Below are 18,748 nucleotides of genomic sequence, written 5' to 3' on the forward strand. Positions count from 1 at the left end.
ATTACACCTTCACGTTACGACTAAAGTTACGACCATAAGCCCAGTTGATAAGGGCTCTCGATGCAAATATTCCAGTAAACATACTGGTTAGTAGACCGAGCCCCAAGGTCAAAGCAAAACCTTGAATAGGTCCATTGCCAATAGCGTAAAGTACAACTGCGGTGATCATCGTGGTGAAGTTAGCATCGACAATGGTTGAAAACGCACTATCAAATCCTCTATCAATCGCATGAGCAAAACTTCTGCCCTCTTTTAACTTATCTTTAATACGTTCAAAAATAAGTACGTTAGTATCAACTGCCATACCGACAGTAAGTACTAACCCAGCAATACCTGGCAACGTCAAAACTGCCCCCGGAATTAATGCCATTAACCCAAAAATTAGGATCATATTGGCCATAAGTGCCACGTTGGCAACCCATCCAAGGCGGCGATACCAAAGCCCCATAAATAACAGGGTAACGCCCATGCCTAATGCCAGTGCTGAAAAACCGTTAGTGATGTTTTCTTCCCCTAAGCTCGGCCCAATTGTGCGCTCTTCCACTATGGTGACAGGCGCTGTCATCGAGCCCGCTCTGAGTAGTAACGCTAACTCCTGTGCCTGCGCATAATTGCCGGCTCCGGTAATACTAAAGCGGTCACCTAATTGTGATTGGATCGTGGCAACACTAATGACCTCGGTACTCTGGCGGATCTGGCCGTTTTCGTCACGGCTATATTCACTGTACGAAGTCGCCATTGGCTTACCAATATTGTCGCGAGAGAAATCCGACATCATTGAGCCGCCTTCCCTATCAAGGTGAATAACGACTTCAGGCAACCCCATCTCACCAAGCGTCGCTCTGGCATCAACAATGTGCTCACCACCGAGTACTGGGCGTCTGGCAACATAAACAGCTTGTCCATGCTCATCTTTTAACGTTTGCGCATTAACCGAACCTGCCTGCTTAACTTGATAAAAAGCTAAACTGGCTGTCGCACCAATCACTGACTTGGCTGCGGCAGGATCTTGCACACCAGGTAATTCAATGCGAATACGGTGCTCGCCTTGGCGCTGCACCACAGCTTCAGTAATACCAAGTTGCTCAATGCGACTGCGCATAATTTGTAAATTTTGCTTTACCGTCAAATCACGAATATTAAGCTTCTCTGCTTCTGATAAAGCCACTTGTAATGATTTATCGCCAGCATTAGATATTTGCCAATTCGGATACTGCTTATTAATAAATTCACGAATAGCCGCGCGCTGAGTCAGATCTGCAGTTTGGATCTGCACCCGACCATCAACTTGCTGCTTTACACTCACTCCAAATAACGAGTCTTGGCGTACAAATTGTCTAACCGCTTCGATAAAAGCATTATTATGCAGTTTATAAACAGGCTCGATCTCTACATCTAGTAAGAACTGCACTCCACCACGTAGATCGAGTCCAAGCTTTATTGGGTTAAACCCGAGAGACAACAACCAGTTTGGCGCTGCGGGAGCCAAGGTTAATGTCAATTTAGAAGGATCTTTTACCTGCTGACTTAGAAGGGTTTTAAGCTGTGTCTGCTGAGCATTATCAGCAAGAATAACCGTTGTTTGCCCATTGCTTTGATCAATTCGTTTTAAATCTATGCCATGGGATATTAATAACTGATGCAGCTCCAACGGATTAACATTAAGTTCAGCTTCCGGGGCAATTTGCACAGCAGCATCTTCGCCAAAAAATGTGGGTAATGCGCTAAATAACATGACGGTAATAGTGACCACTAACAGCACATACTTCCACGCTGAGTAATGGTTTAAAATAGTGGTTTGTTTTTGCTCTCTCATAGTTCGCTCTTCACTGAATACGCGATGGTGAACAACCTAAATAATACGGGGGTTCCCGCATTTAATGGCAGTTCATTGATCGATACCGAGAGTGCTAGTTTGTTTATTAGCCAGAGTGTTACCCGCTTTTAATTAACTGGTAACTCGCAAACTGCTTAACTATGGCGGCGCAACGCTAATGCACTGATTAACAGATGTTATCTAACAGAGTGCACATAACGTCGATGACCTACGCCAATAGTTTTATGGTTTACGAAAACATAAACTCAAAGCCAAGCTTATAAAAAAGCCGAAACTAGACCATTCTCGATAGCTGTGTTGTTTAAAAATGAAATGAGATAAACCCTTAGGTTTATCGAGACTAAGCTCGAGCTTGAGAGAAGCGATATAACAGGTTGGATTCTTTCCAAGCAGCAAGTCGATATGCACAACTATTTACGTGCAATACCCAATCTGCTGCAGGTTTAACATCGATTCGATAACCGATAGCTAGCGAAGGGATAGGTGGTGATGAAAACTCAAACGCCAATTCATATTGTGGCCGACTCTGCTGCGGATCATGTTGTGAAAAGCTAATAAAACGCTGTGAAACAGCCTGAATATACTCAGATTCATTACCACTTGATTGTTTGGCAGGGTGTTCTTTTAGCGTCACAGGTAACCCCACTTGGGCGAGATCTGATGACAACAAAACATTTGAATAATGCTCTAGAGGTTGAAACTCTGTACTGACTGCAATTGGCTGTTGAGTTTGGTTCTGTTCAGACGCAGTTACATGCATAGGTGAAAGGAAAAATCCCCCTATGAACAACATAACTAATCCAAAACGCCAAAATAACTGCACTCGAGCCCTATTCAACCTGCTTTACAATAAAAGCTATACTAAACCTAGAAGATAAATGTTACCAATAGATAAATTGCTTTTTTAGCAACTTAAACAAAAAAACCGCTAACAAGCGGTTTTTTTATCATCACCTAAACGCAGCAGCAATTAAATGTAGTCAACTTTAATGATTTCAAAATCGTTAGTGCCACCAGGCGTCACAATTGAGATCTCATCATCAAGGTTTTTACCAATTAGTCCACGAGCAATCGGAGAGCTAACTGAAATCAAATTTTCTTTAATATTCGCTTCATCTTCGCCTACGATGCGGTAGGTCACTTCTTCGTCTGTGTCCAGATTTAAAATGGTAACCGTAGAGCCAAAGATAACACGGCCATTGTTGGCCATAGTGGTCACGTCGATGATCTGAGCGTGAGAAAGCTTACCTTCGATGTCTCTTACGCGTGCTTCACACAAACCTTGCTCTTCACGTGCAGCATGATACTCAGCATTTTCTTTTAAATCGCCAAGTTCACGCGCTTCACCGATCGCTTCAGCAATTTGTGGGCGACGCTCAAATTTAAGATAATCTAATTCTTTACGCAGCTGTTCAGCACCGACAACTGTCATTGGAACTGTACTCATAAGTTTCTTTCGTCTCCTTTAAAACAAAAGCATGCCTCACCGAATCAAAATATCAGTGAGGTAAATCATCTGGTGGAATCGCGTTATTGTATACGCTGGGGGCAAGTGATGCACTTAAATCCGTATTCACTCGCGCTATATGAAACTAATCTAGCCAAAACATGGACTCTAAACATAGAGCTTACTCAACCTTGCTCCGAGTTGCTAGCTATGGCTGATAAATTTTATTTTAGAAAATAAAAAAGGCCGCTATAGCGGCCTTTTAAACAACAGCTTAGCTAATTACTGACTAATGCGTTTATGTAACTCTTGAACAGAATTCACGTTAGAACGATCATCTGCAGAGTGCGCCATACAAGTTGCAAATGCAGCGTTTAGTGTCGTTGTGTAGTTCACTTTGTAACGCAGTGCACCACGACGAAGTTGACGTGAGTCTTCAATCGCCTTACGACCTTCTGTTGTGTTAACAATGTAGGTGTACTCACCATTCTTGATACGGTCAAGAATATGTGGGCGACCTTCATGCACTTTATTAACTAAACGTGGGTTAATGCCCGCTTCACCTAGGATAACCGCTGTACCGTGAGTAGCATCAATTTGGTAGCCCAGTTCAATCAACTTAGCAGCTAGCTCAGCAACACGTGCTTTATCGCTGTTACGTACAGACAATAATGCACGACCAGACTTAGGTACTTCAGATGTCGCACCAAGCTGTGCTTTCGCATAAGCTTCAGCAAACGTGTCACCTACCCCCATGACTTCACCAGTAGAGCGCATTTCAGGGCCTAATAGTGGATCAACACCTGGGAACTTGTTAAACGGCAATACCACTTCTTTTACAGAGTAGAATGGCGGAATAACTTCTTCAGTGAAGTTCTGTGATTTTAGGCTTTGGCCTGCCATCACTCGCGCTGCGATCTTAGCTAATGGCACACCGGTAGCTTTAGATACAAATGGTACGGTTCGCGCTGCACGAGGGTTAACTTCAATCATATAGATCTCGTTATCCTTCACCGCAAACTGCACGTTCATCAAACCGACAACACCAAGTTCCATTGCAAGTTTGCCCACTTGCTCACGCATGCGGTCTTGAATGTCTTGGCTTAGGCTGTATGGAGGCAGTGAACAACCCGAGTCACCAGAGTGAACACCCGCTTGCTCGATATGCTCCATGATTGAGCCAATTACGACTGTTTCACCATCACATACTGCGTCGATGTCGATTTCAATTGCGTTATCTAAGAAGTGGTCTAGTAGCACTGGAGACGCATTAGATACACTTACCGCTTCGTTAAAGTAACGACGTAAATCTTGCTCGTCATAAACGATTTCCATTGCGCGGCCACCGAGTACATATGACGGACGAACAACTAACGGATAACCGATACGCTCTGCTGAAATAACTGCACCTTCAACCGTTGTAACAGTATCGTTTTCTGGCTGTTTCATGCCTAAGCGTTCAATCGCTTGCTGGAAACGCTCACGGTCTTCAGCACGGTCAATCGCGTCAGGGCTAGTACCAATAATTGGCACACCAGCAGCTTCTAGGTCGCGTGCCAGTTTAAGTGGTGTTTGACCACCGTATTGCACGATAACGCCTTTTGGCTTTTCGATATGAACAATTTCAAGTACATCTTCAAAAGTTACAGGCTCAAAGTACAAGCGATCTGATGTGTCGTAGTCGGTAGAAACTGTTTCAGGGTTACAGTTAACCATGATAGTTTCATAGCCGTCTTCACGTAGCGCTAATGCCGCGTGTACACAGCAGTAATCGAATTCGATACCTTGACCGATACGGTTTGGACCGCCACCTAATACCATGATCTTTTCACGAGTAGATGGGTTCGCTTCACACTCTTCTTCATACGTTGAGTACATGTATGCGGTATCAGTTGAAAACTCTGCCGCACAAGTATCTACACGCTTATAAACAGGGTGAATATCAAAGCGAGCGCGTAGTTTACGCACTTCAGTTTCGCTCACGCCAGCAAGTGCCGCTAAACGAGCATCGGCAAAACCTTTACGCTTTAACTGGCGAAGTGTGTGTTCATTCAGACCAGCTAGACCTTGCTCAGCAACCAGTGCTTCGCTCTTTAACAAGTCTTCAAGTTGCACAAGGAACCAAGGGTCGATGTTAGTTAACGCAAACACATCTTCCACAGAAAGGCCTGCACGGAATGCATCGGCAATGTACCAAATACGGTCTGCACCTGGTTCTTTTAACTCGTGACGAATACGTGTTAAAGCTTCAGGTTCTGCCAAATCAATGTGCGGACAAAGGCCATGTTTGCCAACTTCAAGACCACGTAGTGCCTTTTGTAGCGACTCTTGGAAAGTACGACCAATTGCCATCACTTCACCCACAGATTTCATCTGTGTGGTTAGGCGGTCATTTGCACCGGCAAATTTTTCGAAGTTAAAGCGTGGAACCTTAGTTACCACATAGTCGATTGCTGGTTCAAACGATGCAGGTGTTGCACCACCAGTAATGTCGTTGCTTAGTTCATCAAGAGTGAAACCAACCGCTAGCTTAGCTGCGATTTTAGCAATCGGGAAACCGGTTGCTTTCGATGCTAGTGCAGAAGAGCGCGATACACGTGGGTTCATCTCGATGATAACCATACGGCCATCTTTCGGGTTAATACCAAACTGTACGTTTGAACCACCTGTTTCAACACCAATTTCACGCAGAACAGCTAGCGAAGCATTACGCATCAACTGGTATTCTTTGTCTGTTAGTGTTTGCGCTGGAGCAACTGTAATTGAGTCACCAGTATGAACGCCCATTGGGTCAAAGTTTTCGATAGAACATACGATAATACAGTTATCGTTGCGGTCACGGACCACTTCCATCTCGTACTCTTTCCAACCAATCAAAGATTCGTCGATAAGCAGTTCGTTAGTTGGCGATAGCTCAAGACCTTGAGAACAGATATCCTCAAACTCTTCTTTGTTGTAAGCGATACCACCGCCGCTACCACCCATAGTGAAAGACGGACGAATGATACATGGGAAGCCAACTTGCTCAAGTACCTTGTAAGCATCTTCCATTGAGTGGGCGATACCCGCACGCGGACACTCAAGACCAATCGACTTCATTGCTTTGTCGAAACGGCTACGGTCTTCAGCCTTGTCGATTGCATCGGCGGTTGCACCAATCATATCAACGTTAAACTCTTTTAGTACGCCGCGGCTTTCAAGCTCTAGAGCACAGTTAAGTGCAGTTTGGCCGCCCATTGTTGGCAAAATTGCGTCTGGACGCTCTTTGGCAATAATGTTGCGTACCACTTCCCACTGGATTGGCTCGATGTAAGTTGCATCGGCCATTTCAGGGTCAGTCATAATCGTTGCAGGGTTAGAGTTAACAAGAATAACTCGGTAACCTTCTTCGCGTAGGGCTTTACAGGCTTGAGCGCCTGAGTAGTCAAACTCACAGGCTTGACCAATTACAATCGGTCCAGCACCTAGGATAAGAATACTCTTTATATCTGTACGTTTTGGCATTGCTTAAATCTTCTCCCGGATGAAGTTACTACTTGGCGTTTTTACGGTACAACTCAATCAAATCAATGAAATGATTAAATAATGGCGCGGCATCATGTGGTCCAGGGCTAGCCTCAGGGTGACCTTGGAAACTAAATGCAGGCTTATCAGTCAGGTGAATACCTTGCAATGAACCATCAAATAGCGACTTGTGAGTCACCTTAATGTTGGCTGGTAGTGAGGCTTCATCAGCAGCAAAACCGTGGTTTTGGCTGGTGATCATCACATTACCTTGCTCGATATTACTCACTGGATGGTTAGCACCATGGTGACCAAACTTCATTTTCAGTGTTTTAGCACCTGAAGCCAGTGCCAGTAGCTGGTGACCAAGACAGATACCAAAAACTGGAATATCAGTCTTTAAGATCTCTTGAATCGCCGCAATAGCATAATCACATGGCTCTGGGTCGCCAGGACCGTTTGATAGGAAAACCCCATCAGGATTCATCGCTAGCACTTCGCTAGCAGGAGTTTGAGCTGGAACTACTGTTACGTCACAACCGCGGTCAACTAACATACGTAGGATGTTGCGCTTAACACCATAGTCGTAAGCAACCACTTTATACTTTAGTTCAGCTTCAGGAGTGTCAGATGGCAAACCGCCAACTAAACGCCAGCTGCCGCTGCGCCATGAGTAGGTTTCATTTGTTGTAACTTCTTTAGCTAAATCCATGCCTTTAAGACCAGGGAAGGCTTTAGCTGCAGCTAGCGCTTTAGCTTCATCTAAATCACCAACCATGATACAACCGGCTTGGGCGCCTTTTTCACGTAGGATACGAGTTAATTTACGGGTATCGATATCAGCAATACCAACAACGTTGTTAGCGATCAAATAATCACTTAAAGATTGCTGATTTCGAAAATTACTTGCCACTAATGGCAAGTCTCTAATGATAAGGCCACAAGCATGAACAGAATCAGATTCTGTATCTTCTTCATTGGTACCAGTATTACCAATATGTGGATAAGTGAGGGTGACCATTTGACGTGAATATGATGGATCAGTCAAAATTTCTTGGTAACCAGTCATTGAAGTGTTAAATACAACTTCACCAACAGACATCCCTTCAGCACCGATAGCAGTGCCAGAAAAAATGGTTCCATCTTCAAGTACGAGTAAGGCAGACTTTGTCAACGCGACCTCCGGAAAGAGCCAAATCATTGAAATTAATTGTTTTTTATGTGTTTTTAAAATACCAACTTTCGCTAAAATGCAAAATTTTGACAAATTCCGCCGATTTTATATGTAAAATAACAACCTGTCCATAGTACAAATAAGAAATTTGTCAAAAAATTTTTTTAGCAAAAAAAAACCGCTAATAGCGGTTTTAAATAATTATGCTTTCAAGCCTAAGACTTGCTGCATATCATAAAGCCCGGCATCTTGATCGACTAACCAAGTTGCCGCGCGCATTGCACCATTAGCAAAGGTCATTCGACTTGAGGCTTTATGAGTGATCTCCAAACGTTCACCGATATCGGCAAACAAGGCTGTGTGCTCACCCACAATGTCACCGGCACGCACAGTCGCAAAACCTATGGTTTCTCTGTCACGCTCACCGGTAATACCTTCACGACCATAAACCGCACATTTTTCTAGATCCCGGCCTAGGGTTTCAGCAATCACTTCGCCCATTTTTAATGCCGTACCCGATGGTGCATCTTTTTTATATCTATGGTGACCTTCGATGATCTCAATATCGCTGTAATGGCCCATAACCTCTGCGGCAACTTCAAGTAGCTTCCACATCAAATTTACGCCAACAGCCATATTCGGTGCCATAACAATAGGTACTTGGTCGGCATATGCTGAAATCTGCTCTTTCTGAGCATGATTAAAGCCTGTAGTACCAATAACAATTGCCTTGCCGTGCTTTGCACACCAGTCTGTGTGAATAACAGAAGCCTCTGGCGAGGTAAAATCGATGAGTACATCGAAATCATCGACCGCTTTATCGAGAGAGTCAGTAATCGCCACGTTCATCGCGCCAACCCCAGCTAGCTCACCTGCGTCAACGCCCATCAGCGTTGAGCCCGCTCGTTCAATCGCTGCACCTAACAAAATTAATTCATTTTGTTTTGCTGCCTCAATAAGAGTACGTCCCATGCGGCCGCTGCCACCGGTAATTGCCACTCTTACGCGTTCACTCATCTCTGTTACTCCCTGCAAATGTCAAAAAAAAGCCTAAGTATTAACTTAGGCTTATTGTCTAACTTAGATAATATCTAATAGCTCAACTTCGAAAACTAAAGTTGAGTAAGGTGGGATAGCAGCACCAGCGCCACGCTCACCGTATGCAAGGTGTTGTGGTACAAACAGTCTCCACTTAGAACCAACAGGCATTAGTTGTAGCGCTTCAGTCCAACCAGCGATAACGCCAGAAACTGGGAACTCAGCTGGCTCGCCACGTGTAACAGAGCTATCAAACACATCACCAGAAATGAAAGTACCGTGGTAGTGAGTACGCACAGTAGAATCGTAACCAGGCTTGTCACCGTTACCTTCAGTGATGATTTCGTACTGAAGACCAGACTCTAGCGTTACAACACCGTCACGGGCGCCGTTTTCAGCTAGGTACTTTTCACCTTCTTCAGAAGCAGCTGCAGCAGCTTCTTCTTGTACTTTCTGAATACGTTTGCTGATTTCAGTGAATGCAATTTGCATATCTTGCATAGATACAACGCTTTCTTTACCTTCGAATGCGTCAGATAGACCCAATTGAACAGCAGAAATATCGATACCTTCAAACGAGTTAGCCGCTAGTTGCTCACCTAGTTGGCGACCAACACCGTAACTTGCTTGACCTTCAATTGTACTGAACTTATCAGACATAATGATTGTACTCTCAATTATTCAATGAATTTTCGCGCGCAACTTTATCATATCTATTGTGATATTGCCCTAAAAACTGACGTTATTTTGGGCGTTGGCAAATATTTTTCACACTTGCTCTGCTCTGTTGATATAAGGGCTGCGCTTTTGTCTGCATTTGTTGCAACTGAGCGATACGTTGACCATGAGATGGATGTGTAGAAAGTAACTCAGGCCCCTGCTCTCCACCGGCTTTTGCCATATTCTTCCATAGTTCTACGCTTGCTGCAGGATCAAAGCCCGCTCTTGCCATTAGCTCAACCCCCATTACATCGGCCTCTGTCTCTTGGCTGCGGCCATAGGGAAGTATGTAACCCACCTGCACACCTAGGCCTAATGCCGCCATATACAGATCTTTATCAGCAATACCGCCAGCACCAAGCGCAATGTCAGCCAATTGCATACCCGCGCCAGTTAACTGTGCGCGAGAGACTTGTTCATTACTGTGGTTGGCAAGTACATGGGCGATTTCATGACCGATTACGGTTGCTAGCTGATCAGCGCTAACCGCCACATCAAGTAAGCCGGTATACACGCCTATATGACCACCCGGCAACGCAAACGCATTAACTTGGTCGGATTTGAAGACAACAACTTCCCATGGCAAGTTTTGTTGCGGCAAAGCAGCCGTCACTCTGTCAGCCACACACTGAACGTAGGCATTAATCGCTTTATCTTGGTTGATTGTTTCTTGCTGTTTGATTTGCGTGAATGAGGACTCACCTAGCTGGGCCATCTCTTGGGATGAAAATAGCAATGTTTGACTGCGACCTGTCGGTGACTGATTTGTGGCACAGCCAGTTAACAACAGCGCTGCACTCAGCAGTAATAGTATTCCTTTCATATCTTGCTCTCTTCCATAAATAATACCAATTAGTATAAGAAGTTGATCTACTCAGAGCGATTTTGGCAAACTAATTCAAGGCGAATAACTGAAAGAATGGTTACTCCCTTGTGAAGTTATTCAACGCAGAAGTAGGCAGCCAAAACCGCTCCAGAATGGCGACTAAATCTTTATACTAATTGGTATAATAAAAGCCCCGCTATTGCGAGGCTTAAATTATATACCGAAAGGTACCGATATTAGCTATTTAGATCTTGAAAGAACTTCTTCACACCATCGAAGAAACCTTCAGCTTTTGGGCTGTGCTTCTTTGATTGGCCGGTTAATGTTTCTTCAAATTCACGTAATAACTCTTTTTGACGCTCATTAAGGTTAACCGGGGTTTCCATCACAACCTTACAAAGCAAATCACCTACTGCATGGCTGCGTACCGACTTAACGCCTTTACCACGCATACGGAACATACGGCCTGTTTGAGTTTCAGCAGGGATCTTAAGATTGACTTTGCCATCAAGTGTTGGCACTTCAATCTCACCACCAAGAGCAGCCTTGCTGAACGAGATAGGCACTTCACAATAAAGGTTATTGCCATCACGTTGGAAAATAGCATGTTCACGCACGCTAACTTGTACGTATAGATCGCCTGGAGGTGCGCCATACTCGCCCGCTTCACCTTCGCCAGATAGACGAATGCGATCGCCTGTATCCACACCAGCTGGGATCTTAACTGAAAGCGTTTTGCTCTTTTCAACACGACCTTCACCATGACACTTGTTACAAGGATCTTTGATGATCTTGCCGCGGCCATGACAGGTTGGACATGCCTGCTGCACCGCGAAGAAACCTTGGCGCATTTGTACTTGGCCTTGACCGTGACAGGTGCCACAAGTTGTTGGCGTAGTGCCTTTCTTTGCACCGCTGCCGTCACACACGTCACAAGCAGCAAGTGTTGGGATGCGTAACTCTTTAGTTAAACCTCTTACCGCTTCTTCTAGAGAAAGTTCAAGGTTATAACGCAGATCGCTACCGCGCGCAGCTTGACGTTGGCCACCGCGGCGTCCGCCACCGAAGATATCACCAAATACGTCACCGAAAACATCGCCAAAATCAGCGCCGCCACCGAATCCACCGCCACCGCGGTTAGGATCAACGCCAGCATGACCAAACTGATCATAGGCCGCTTTTTTGTCGCCATCGGTTAGAATTTCATAAGCTTCTTTAACTTCTTTAAAGCTCGCTTCAGCTTCTTTGTTACCCGGATTACGGTCTGGGTGGAATTTCATTGCTAAACGCTTGTAAGCTTTCTTAATTTCGCGTTCGCTGGCGTCACGTCCGACACCTAATACTTCGTAATAATCGCGCTTTGACATAGTTTTTTATTTCTTTGCTAAAGTTGCACAAACGGGCGTTAGAGTTTCCTCGTAACGCCCGCTACAATAATTTAGGAGTTACCCGTCATTATTTTTTGTCGTCTTTAACTTCTTCAAACTCAGCGTCAACTACGTCATCTTCTGGCTTAGCAGCTTTTGCTTCACCTTCAGGTTGACCTTGTTGTGCTTGCGCTTTAGCTTGAGCGATTTCCATTAATTTAGCAGACGCTTCCATTAGCTCTTGAGTTGCTTTTTCAATTGCTTCTTTGTCGCTACCTTTAACGGCAGTTTCAACGTTAGCCATTGCAGCTTCAATCTTTTCTTTGTCTTCGCTTGGTAATGCGTCACCCGCTTCTTCGATTTGCTTCTTAGTACCGTGAACCATGCCATCAGCTTGGTTACGAGCAGTCACTAGCTCTTCGAATTTAGCATCTTCGTCAGCGTGTGCTTCAGCATCACGTACCATAGCTTCAACTTCTTCATCACTTAGACCTGAAGAGGCTTTAATAGTGATGTTTTGTGCTTTACCGGTCTTCTTGTCTGTAGCAGATACATGCAAGATACCGTCAGCATCGATGTCGAAAGCAACTTCGATTTGTGGCATGCCACGTGGCGCAGGCTCAATACCTTCTAGGTTGAATTGACCTAGAGACTTGTTACCGCTTGATTGCTTACGCTCACCTTGAAGTACGTGAATAGTCACAGCGCTTTGGTTGTCGTCAGCAGTCGAGAATGTTTGTGAAGCTTTAGTCGGGATAGTAGTGTTCTTCTCGATAAGCTTAGTCATTACGCTACCCATAGTCTCAATACCTAGAGATAGTGGAGTAACGTCTAGTAGCAATACGTCTTTAACGTCGCCAGATAGTACGCCCGCTTGAACCGCAGCACCGATAGCAACCGCTTCGTCTGGGTTAACGTCTTGACGTAGCTCTTTACCGAAGAAAGCAGATACTTCTTCACGTACTTTAGGCATACGAGTCTGACCACCAACAAGGATTACCTCGTTAACGTCTGAAACAGAAAGGTCAGCATCAGCTAGAGCAATCTTTAGCGGCTCTAGAGAACGTTTGATCAAGTCTTCAACTAGTGACTCAAGTTTTGCACGAGTGATTTTAACAACTAAGTGCTTAGGACCTGTTGCATCAGCAGTGATGTATGGCAGGTTAACTTCAGTTTGTGTTGTGCTTGAAAGTTCGATCTTCGCTTTCTCTGCAGCTTCTTTTAGACGTTGCATTGCTAGCGGATCGTTACGTAGGTCAAGAGATTGCTCTTTCTTGAACTCGTCAGCTAGGTAGTTGATTAAACGGTTGTCAAAGTCTTCACCACCTAAGTGAGTGTCACCGTTAGTTGCAAGTACTTCGAAAGTTTGCTCGCCATCAACGCTGTCGATTTCGATGATAGAGATATCGAATGTACCACCACCTAAGTCGTATACTGCAACGATGTTGTCACCTTGCTTCTTGTCGATACCGTAAGCAAGTGCAGCCGCTGTTGGCTCGTTGATAATACGCTTAACTTCAAGACCTGCGATGCGACCCGCATCTTTAGTTGCTTGACGCTGTGAATCATTAAAGTATGCAGGAACAGTAATAACCGCTTCTGTTACTTCTTCACCTAAGTAGTCTTCAGCAGTTTTCTTCATCTTCTTCAAGATTTCTGCAGATACTTGTGGTGGAGCCATTTTCTTACCTTGAGCTTCTACCCAAGCGTCGCCGTTGTCAGCACCGATAATTTTGAATGGCATAATGCTAACGTCACGTTGAACTTCGTCATCTTTAAAACGACGGCCGATTAGACGCTTAATAGCAAATAATGTGTTAGTTGGGTTTGTTACCGCCTGACGCTTTGCAGGTTGACCAACTAAAGTTTCATCAGCAGTGTATGCGATGATAGAGGGTGTAGTACGATCGCCTTCAGCATTCTCCAATACGCGCGCTTTGTCGCCATCTAATACTGCAACACAAGAGTTAGTTGTGCCTAAATCGATACCAATAATTCTACCCATGGAGTCCTCCGAAAAACTTTTTAAAAACTAAATTTGTTATCTGGTTTATGAAGTGGGGACAGACTGAATGTTTTTCAAGTCTTTTTTTCACCCTAAATCTTCTCTTACCCCCTATATTGGGACGTTTCAGATGAATACAAGGGACAAAGATAAAAATTATCTGAAGTGTGCATTAATTTGATCTCGCGCGTTGTGCCCAAACCTTGCAAATACGTATAATGAATACAATCTATGAGGTAGCCCATTGCTAAGGTCATACTGGCATTAGGCTGAGTTGTTATCTCGCTGTAAGAGAAGTGCACATTGAAATCATCCCATCAAGCTTATGCCTTTGGCATTGGCGCTATATTTTTGTGGTCTACCGTTGCTACCGCCTTTAAATTAGCGCTGGCTCACTACACACCGCTGCAACTGGTTTTTGTGGCTGTTACCACCTCCATTGTCACCTTAGGGGCGATCCTGATAGCACAAAGAAAGTTGCCGTTAATTAAGCAACAATTTTTGGCTAAACCTTGGTTTTATTTGCAAACAGGTTTGTTAAACCCGTTTCTTTACTACCTAGTATTGTTTAAAGCTTATGATCTGTTACCCGCGCAGCAGGCATTATCGTTAAATTACACTTGGGCAATCTTATTGCCGCTGCTATCAGTGCCATTACTTGGACAAAAACTACGTAAAAGCGATATGACCGCTGCACTTGTGGCCTATTGCGGGGTATTTTTTATTGCCACTAAAGGCAACCTAAGCGGATTTCAATTTGAAAGTATGGCGGGGGTAGCATTAGCACTCACCAGCACCCTGCTTTGGTCACTTTATTGGATAGTGAACACTAAAGATAAGGGCGATCCTGTGGTTAGCCTATTACTCAGTTTTTTAGTTGGCTTACCTTTTATTGTTACCGCACTACTGATGACGCAGTCTTTACCAAGTTGGGATATAAAAGCACTCGCAGCGGGTGTCTATGTTGGGCTATTTGAAATGGGCGTTACTTTCGTACTTTGGTTAATCGCGTTAAAAAAGGCCGAACGCACAGCCAGTATAAGTACGTTAGTATTTATCACTCCCGTTATGTCGATAGGCTTTATTGCTTGGGTACTGCAAGAAAACATCGAAAAATCGACCTATATTGGCCTTGGCTTAATCCTGCTTGCATTGGCTCTACAGCAGATTTTGCCAAAAGTGGGTAACTGGAGAACCAAAAAGCGCGTGCCCGTTTAATTTAGTCTAAACATAACGCATACACTTACATTCAAAAAAGTCGGCATAACTAAGCCGACTTTTTCACATATGCAGCTCAGCCTTCACGGCATAATTATCTATACTTTCCTACAACTTAAGTACTTATTACTCATCTATATTTGTAAACTCAGTTGAATCACGGTATAAAAATCTAACGTAACCAAATGGATATTAGTTATGTATAGCAAATTTATGGAATCATTTTCACGATTAAAGCAACCTAAACTGGTCAATATCATCCGCATCTGCGGCATGCTTTGTGCGGTAATAATATTACTCAATGAGCTACAGCAAGTAGGTTCAAGCTCTTGGTATTATGCTTGTCTGTACTGCTTTTTCTTAATCCCATCACTTTATTTTACTAGCTCGGTGCAGCATAAGTTTTTTTTACAAATGCGCGAAGTCATTACGCCATTAAAAACCTATACCAGCATCATGGCCGTCATCTACTTAGGCTTGTATCTCCACCAACTCATTAGTTACGACCGTCCGATATTCCCGGCCCTTCCTCACTGGCTAGCTTGATCCTCACCGTTTTTTTGCCACAAAAAAGCCGCATTACGCGGCTTTATTGTCTGAAGCAACAGGATTAACGAACGGTGTAATCACCCCATGCTAACCATTTATAAGTGGTTAGCGCTTCTAAGCCCATCGGCCCACGAGCATGAAGTTTTTGCGTACTTACAGCAACTTCAGCACCTAAACCAAACTCACCACCATCGGTAAAGCGTGTACTCGCATTGACGTAAACAGCAGCTGAATCAATCGCATTCATAAACTCGCTAGCTGTATGGATATTGTCAGTCAAAATAGACTCTGAGTGACCACTAGAGAAAGTGCGGATATGTTCAACCGCGCCATCTAGATCTGCCACAACTTTTATGCCGAGTGTTAGCGATAACCACTCGGTTGCATATGTTTCTTCATTAGCAGCATTAACTGCAACTCCGGCAGCAGAAAGTATATCTTGAGTTTGCTCACAGCCATAAAAACTCACACCTAATTGAGCAAGATGTTTTGCCAGTAGCGGAATAAATTGCTCTGCGTGATTTTGGTTAATCAATACCGTGTCTAATGCATTACATACTGTTGGACGTTGCACTTTGGCGTTTTCAATCACCGCGATGGCTTTTTCAAGGTTAGCCTCAGCATCAACATAGATATGACAGATCCCGATCCCCCCTAAAATAACTGGGATCGTTGCTTGCTCAGCGCATAAGCGTTGCAGATTTTGTCCGCCACGAGGCACAATCATGTCTACATATTTATCAAGCTTTAATAAACCGGACACTAAACTTCTATCTGGGTTATCAATTAACTGTACGCAGTCCGCAGGCAAGCCTTGTTCAACCATGGCTGAGCGGATCACTTCACAAAGCGCTTTATTTGATGCCAGCGTTTCCTTACCGCCACGCAAAATCACTGCATTACCGGTTTTTAACGCTAAGACGGCAATATCAACAGTCACATTCGGGCGCGCTTCATAAATCACCCCAATCACGCCAAGTGGCACGCGGCGACGTGATAAACGTAAGCCATTGTCTAGTAAACGGCTATCGATTTCGCTACCCACAGGATCGGTTAGGCCAATGACGTTGTCGATATCACCGATCACGCCCATTAAACGTGCTTCATCAAGCAGTAAACGGTCAATCATCGCATCAGATAAACCGTTCTGTTTTGCGTTAGCCACATCTTGCTGATTAGCATTGACAATATCTGCTTTTGCCGCAGTTAGCTTGGCTGCAATACAGCGTAATAGCGCAGTTTTCTGCTGACCCGATAATGCAGCTAGCGCATAACTTGCTTGTTTTGCTTTTTGGCCTAACGCCGTTAAATATTCATTGTTATTCATAACACCACCATATCGTTACGATGAATAATTGCATCACCGTAGTCGTAGCCAAGCTAATAATATCAGGAGCTTGAACCACTATTTATCTACATTAACTGAGCATCAGCGATATGCCGAAACTTGATAACTAAGCTAACGCTAAAACAACCGCAGAACAATAAAGTGCATATAAATTCAAAAAGACATTTTAAGTATAACTAATGCACGTTTTCGTTAACGGTCACACACTAATGCATCATCGAACTGTCGTTCGGACAAACAAACCTAGGAGATATTGAATTCATGCAAAAGTGATTTTTGACGCAACAGCTAGATATAAAATAATAACTAAGCTCACTGCTCTAGATCAGTAAAAAGTGAGCCTAGTTTAAATCATTTGTAATACAAGCCAATGCCGAGCTAAGCTGACAACACCACCATATCATTACGATGCACAACAGCGTCACCGTAATCGTAACCTAATACTTCTTCAATATTGTCAGAGTGCTTACCCGCTATCTTGTCCACATCTACAGAGCTGTAGCGTGACATACCTTTAGCGTAGACCTTACCATTAGTATCAATTAGCTCAATGGTATCACCGCGTAGGAACTTACCCGTGACTTTAGTGATCCCCTTAGAAAGTAAGCTACGGCCTTTTTCGGTTACCGCAGTAATTGCACCACTATCAAGCGCAACCTGACCACGAGCCTTAGGCCCAGCTAAAATCCACTGTTTACGGCTTTCTAACGGATGTTCAAGCGCTGTAAAATGAGTTCCTACAGGCTTTTTACACACTACATTTTGAATCACATCTTTATGATGGCCAGACGCGATCACCACTTCAATTCCAGCACGGCGAGCAATATCGGCAGCTTCTAACTTAGTTGCCATACCGCCAGTGCCAAGACCTGACACCGCGCCGCCCGCAAGCATACGCAGACTATCGTCGATTTTCTCAACTTCAGTAATCAACTTAGCATCAGGGTTTTTACGTGGGTCGGCGTCAAATAAGCCTTTTTGGTCCGTAAGTAAAATCAACAAGTCAGCATCACAAAGCAATGCAGCACGAGCCGATAGGTTATCGTTATCACCAACCTTAATTTCAGCGGTAGCAACAGCATCGTTCTCGTTAATAATCGGAATAATACCGTTGTTAAGTAGTGCGTTTAACGAGTCTCGAGCATTAAGGTAACGCTCACGATCGTGCAGATCAGCGCGAGTAAGCAATAACTGACCCACATGCAGATCGTAAATACTAAACAGTTGTGACCAAGCAAGAATAAGCTGGCTTTGACCTACGGCAGCTAATAGCTGTTTACTTGCAATAGTATCGGGGAGCTTGGGGTAACTTAAATGCTCTTTACCTGCGGCAATTGCACCTGAAGTACACAATACGACTTCAACGCCTGCTTTCATTAAGCAAGCCATTTGTCTTGCCAATTCAACCATGTGTGCTCTATCTAACTTTAAGCTGCCAGATGTCAGTACACTTGTTCCCAATTTTACTACTACGCGACGGTAGCCAATCTCACTTAAGTTCATTGTCTGCTAACAAAATTATATTGAATAAATCCTTATACCCAATATAGGTTTGAAATGGTAGTAAGCACCAACAAAGAAACTAAAAAAAACTGCCAAATTAGCGAGATCTCATATTATTTAGGCAAGAATTTGCACAAGCGTTAAGTTTTGCTCCCTATTTTTTAATAGATATAACACAAAAGCCACACAGGGTGCGGCTTTTACTCTTGGTT

The 18,748-nt window shown here is 44.0% G+C and carries 14 protein-coding genes; 2 read left to right on the plus strand and 12 right to left on the minus strand.

The features are described 5' to 3' along the window. Position 1 precedes the first annotated feature (1 nt). From secD to dnaK, 10 genes are all read right to left on the minus strand, one after another. Positions 2 to 1,816, minus strand: coding sequence for a protein translocase subunit SecD (gene secD, locus L884_RS0119975; RefSeq protein WP_028769150.1), 1,815 nt, complete (start codon positions 1,814 to 1,816; stop codon positions 2 to 4). Positions 1,817 to 2,177: 361 nt separating this feature from the next. Next, positions 2,178 to 2,630 carry a hypothetical protein gene (locus L884_RS0119980; protein ID WP_037411339.1) on the minus strand — a complete coding sequence of 151 codons (453 nt, stop codon included), beginning with the start codon at positions 2,628 to 2,630 and terminating at the stop codon, positions 2,178 to 2,180. 177 nt (positions 2,631 to 2,807) lie between these two features. Further along, positions 2,808 to 3,284: a transcription elongation factor GreA gene (gene greA, locus L884_RS0119985; protein ID WP_028769152.1), complete on the minus strand. Its 477-nt coding sequence runs from the start codon at positions 3,282 to 3,284 to the stop codon at positions 2,808 to 2,810. Between the two features lie 282 nt (positions 3,285 to 3,566). After that, the gene (gene carB / locus L884_RS0119990) at positions 3,567 to 6,788 is read right to left on the minus strand and encodes a carbamoyl-phosphate synthase large subunit (RefSeq protein WP_028769153.1); all 3,222 of its coding nucleotides are present in this window, start codon (positions 6,786 to 6,788) and stop codon (positions 3,567 to 3,569) included. Between the two features lie 28 nt (positions 6,789 to 6,816). Continuing rightward, positions 6,817 to 7,989 carry a glutamine-hydrolyzing carbamoyl-phosphate synthase small subunit gene (carA, locus tag L884_RS0119995; protein ID WP_108947366.1) on the minus strand — a complete coding sequence of 391 codons (1,173 nt, stop codon included), beginning with the start codon at positions 7,987 to 7,989 and terminating at the stop codon, positions 6,817 to 6,819. A 174-nt stretch (positions 7,990 to 8,163) separates the two neighbouring features. Further along, positions 8,164 to 8,979 carry a 4-hydroxy-tetrahydrodipicolinate reductase gene (dapB, locus tag L884_RS0120000; protein ID WP_028769155.1) on the minus strand — a complete coding sequence of 272 codons (816 nt, stop codon included), beginning with the start codon at positions 8,977 to 8,979 and terminating at the stop codon, positions 8,164 to 8,166. 63 nt (positions 8,980 to 9,042) lie between these two features. Continuing rightward, a complete protein-coding gene (gene bamJ, locus L884_RS0120005) occupies positions 9,043 to 9,660 on the minus strand; it encodes a BamJ family beta-barrel-assembly machinery protein (RefSeq protein WP_028769156.1) in 618 nt (205 codons plus the stop codon). An 82-nt stretch (positions 9,661 to 9,742) separates the two neighbouring features. Then, entirely contained in the window at positions 9,743 to 10,543 is an 801-nt protein-coding gene (locus L884_RS0120010; RefSeq protein WP_028769157.1) for a M48 family metallopeptidase, read from the minus strand. 239 nt (positions 10,544 to 10,782) lie between these two features. Then, the gene (dnaJ, locus tag L884_RS0120015; protein WP_028769158.1) at positions 10,783 to 11,913 is read right to left on the minus strand and encodes a molecular chaperone DnaJ; all 1,131 of its coding nucleotides are present in this window, start codon (positions 11,911 to 11,913) and stop codon (positions 10,783 to 10,785) included. Between the two features lie 88 nt (positions 11,914 to 12,001). Then, positions 12,002 to 13,918, minus strand: coding sequence for a molecular chaperone DnaK (dnaK, locus tag L884_RS0120020; protein ID WP_028769159.1), 1,917 nt, complete (start codon positions 13,916 to 13,918; stop codon positions 12,002 to 12,004). Between the two features lie 303 nt (positions 13,919 to 14,221). On the opposite strand from dnaK, the gene L884_RS0120025 reads away from it, so the two are divergent. Together L884_RS0120025 and L884_RS22460 are read left to right on the plus strand one after the other, a co-directional pair. Beyond that, positions 14,222 to 15,136, plus strand: a complete 915-nt coding sequence (locus L884_RS0120025) for a DMT family transporter (protein WP_028769160.1) — start codon at positions 14,222 to 14,224, stop codon at positions 15,134 to 15,136. 198 nt (positions 15,137 to 15,334) lie between these two features. Next, complete coding sequence (locus L884_RS22460) at positions 15,335 to 15,682, plus strand: hypothetical protein (protein WP_156925729.1); 348 nt, start codon at positions 15,335 to 15,337, stop codon at positions 15,680 to 15,682. Between the two features lie 64 nt (positions 15,683 to 15,746). Here L884_RS22460 and L884_RS0120035 read toward each other — a convergent pair whose 3' ends face one another. Then, entirely contained in the window at positions 15,747 to 17,012 is a 1,266-nt protein-coding gene (locus L884_RS0120035; protein ID WP_028769161.1) for a glutamate-5-semialdehyde dehydrogenase, read from the minus strand. Between the two features lie 399 nt (positions 17,013 to 17,411). Next, on the minus strand, positions 17,412 to 18,536 hold the full coding sequence (gene proB / locus L884_RS0120040) for a glutamate 5-kinase (protein WP_028769162.1): 1,125 nt from the start codon (positions 18,534 to 18,536) through the stop codon (positions 17,412 to 17,414). Positions 18,537 to 18,748: the final 212 nt, after the last annotated feature.

This window comes from Shewanella fidelis ATCC BAA-318, assembly GCF_000518605.1.
GTDB classification, from domain to species: Bacteria; Pseudomonadota; Gammaproteobacteria; order Enterobacterales; family Shewanellaceae; genus Shewanella; species Shewanella fidelis.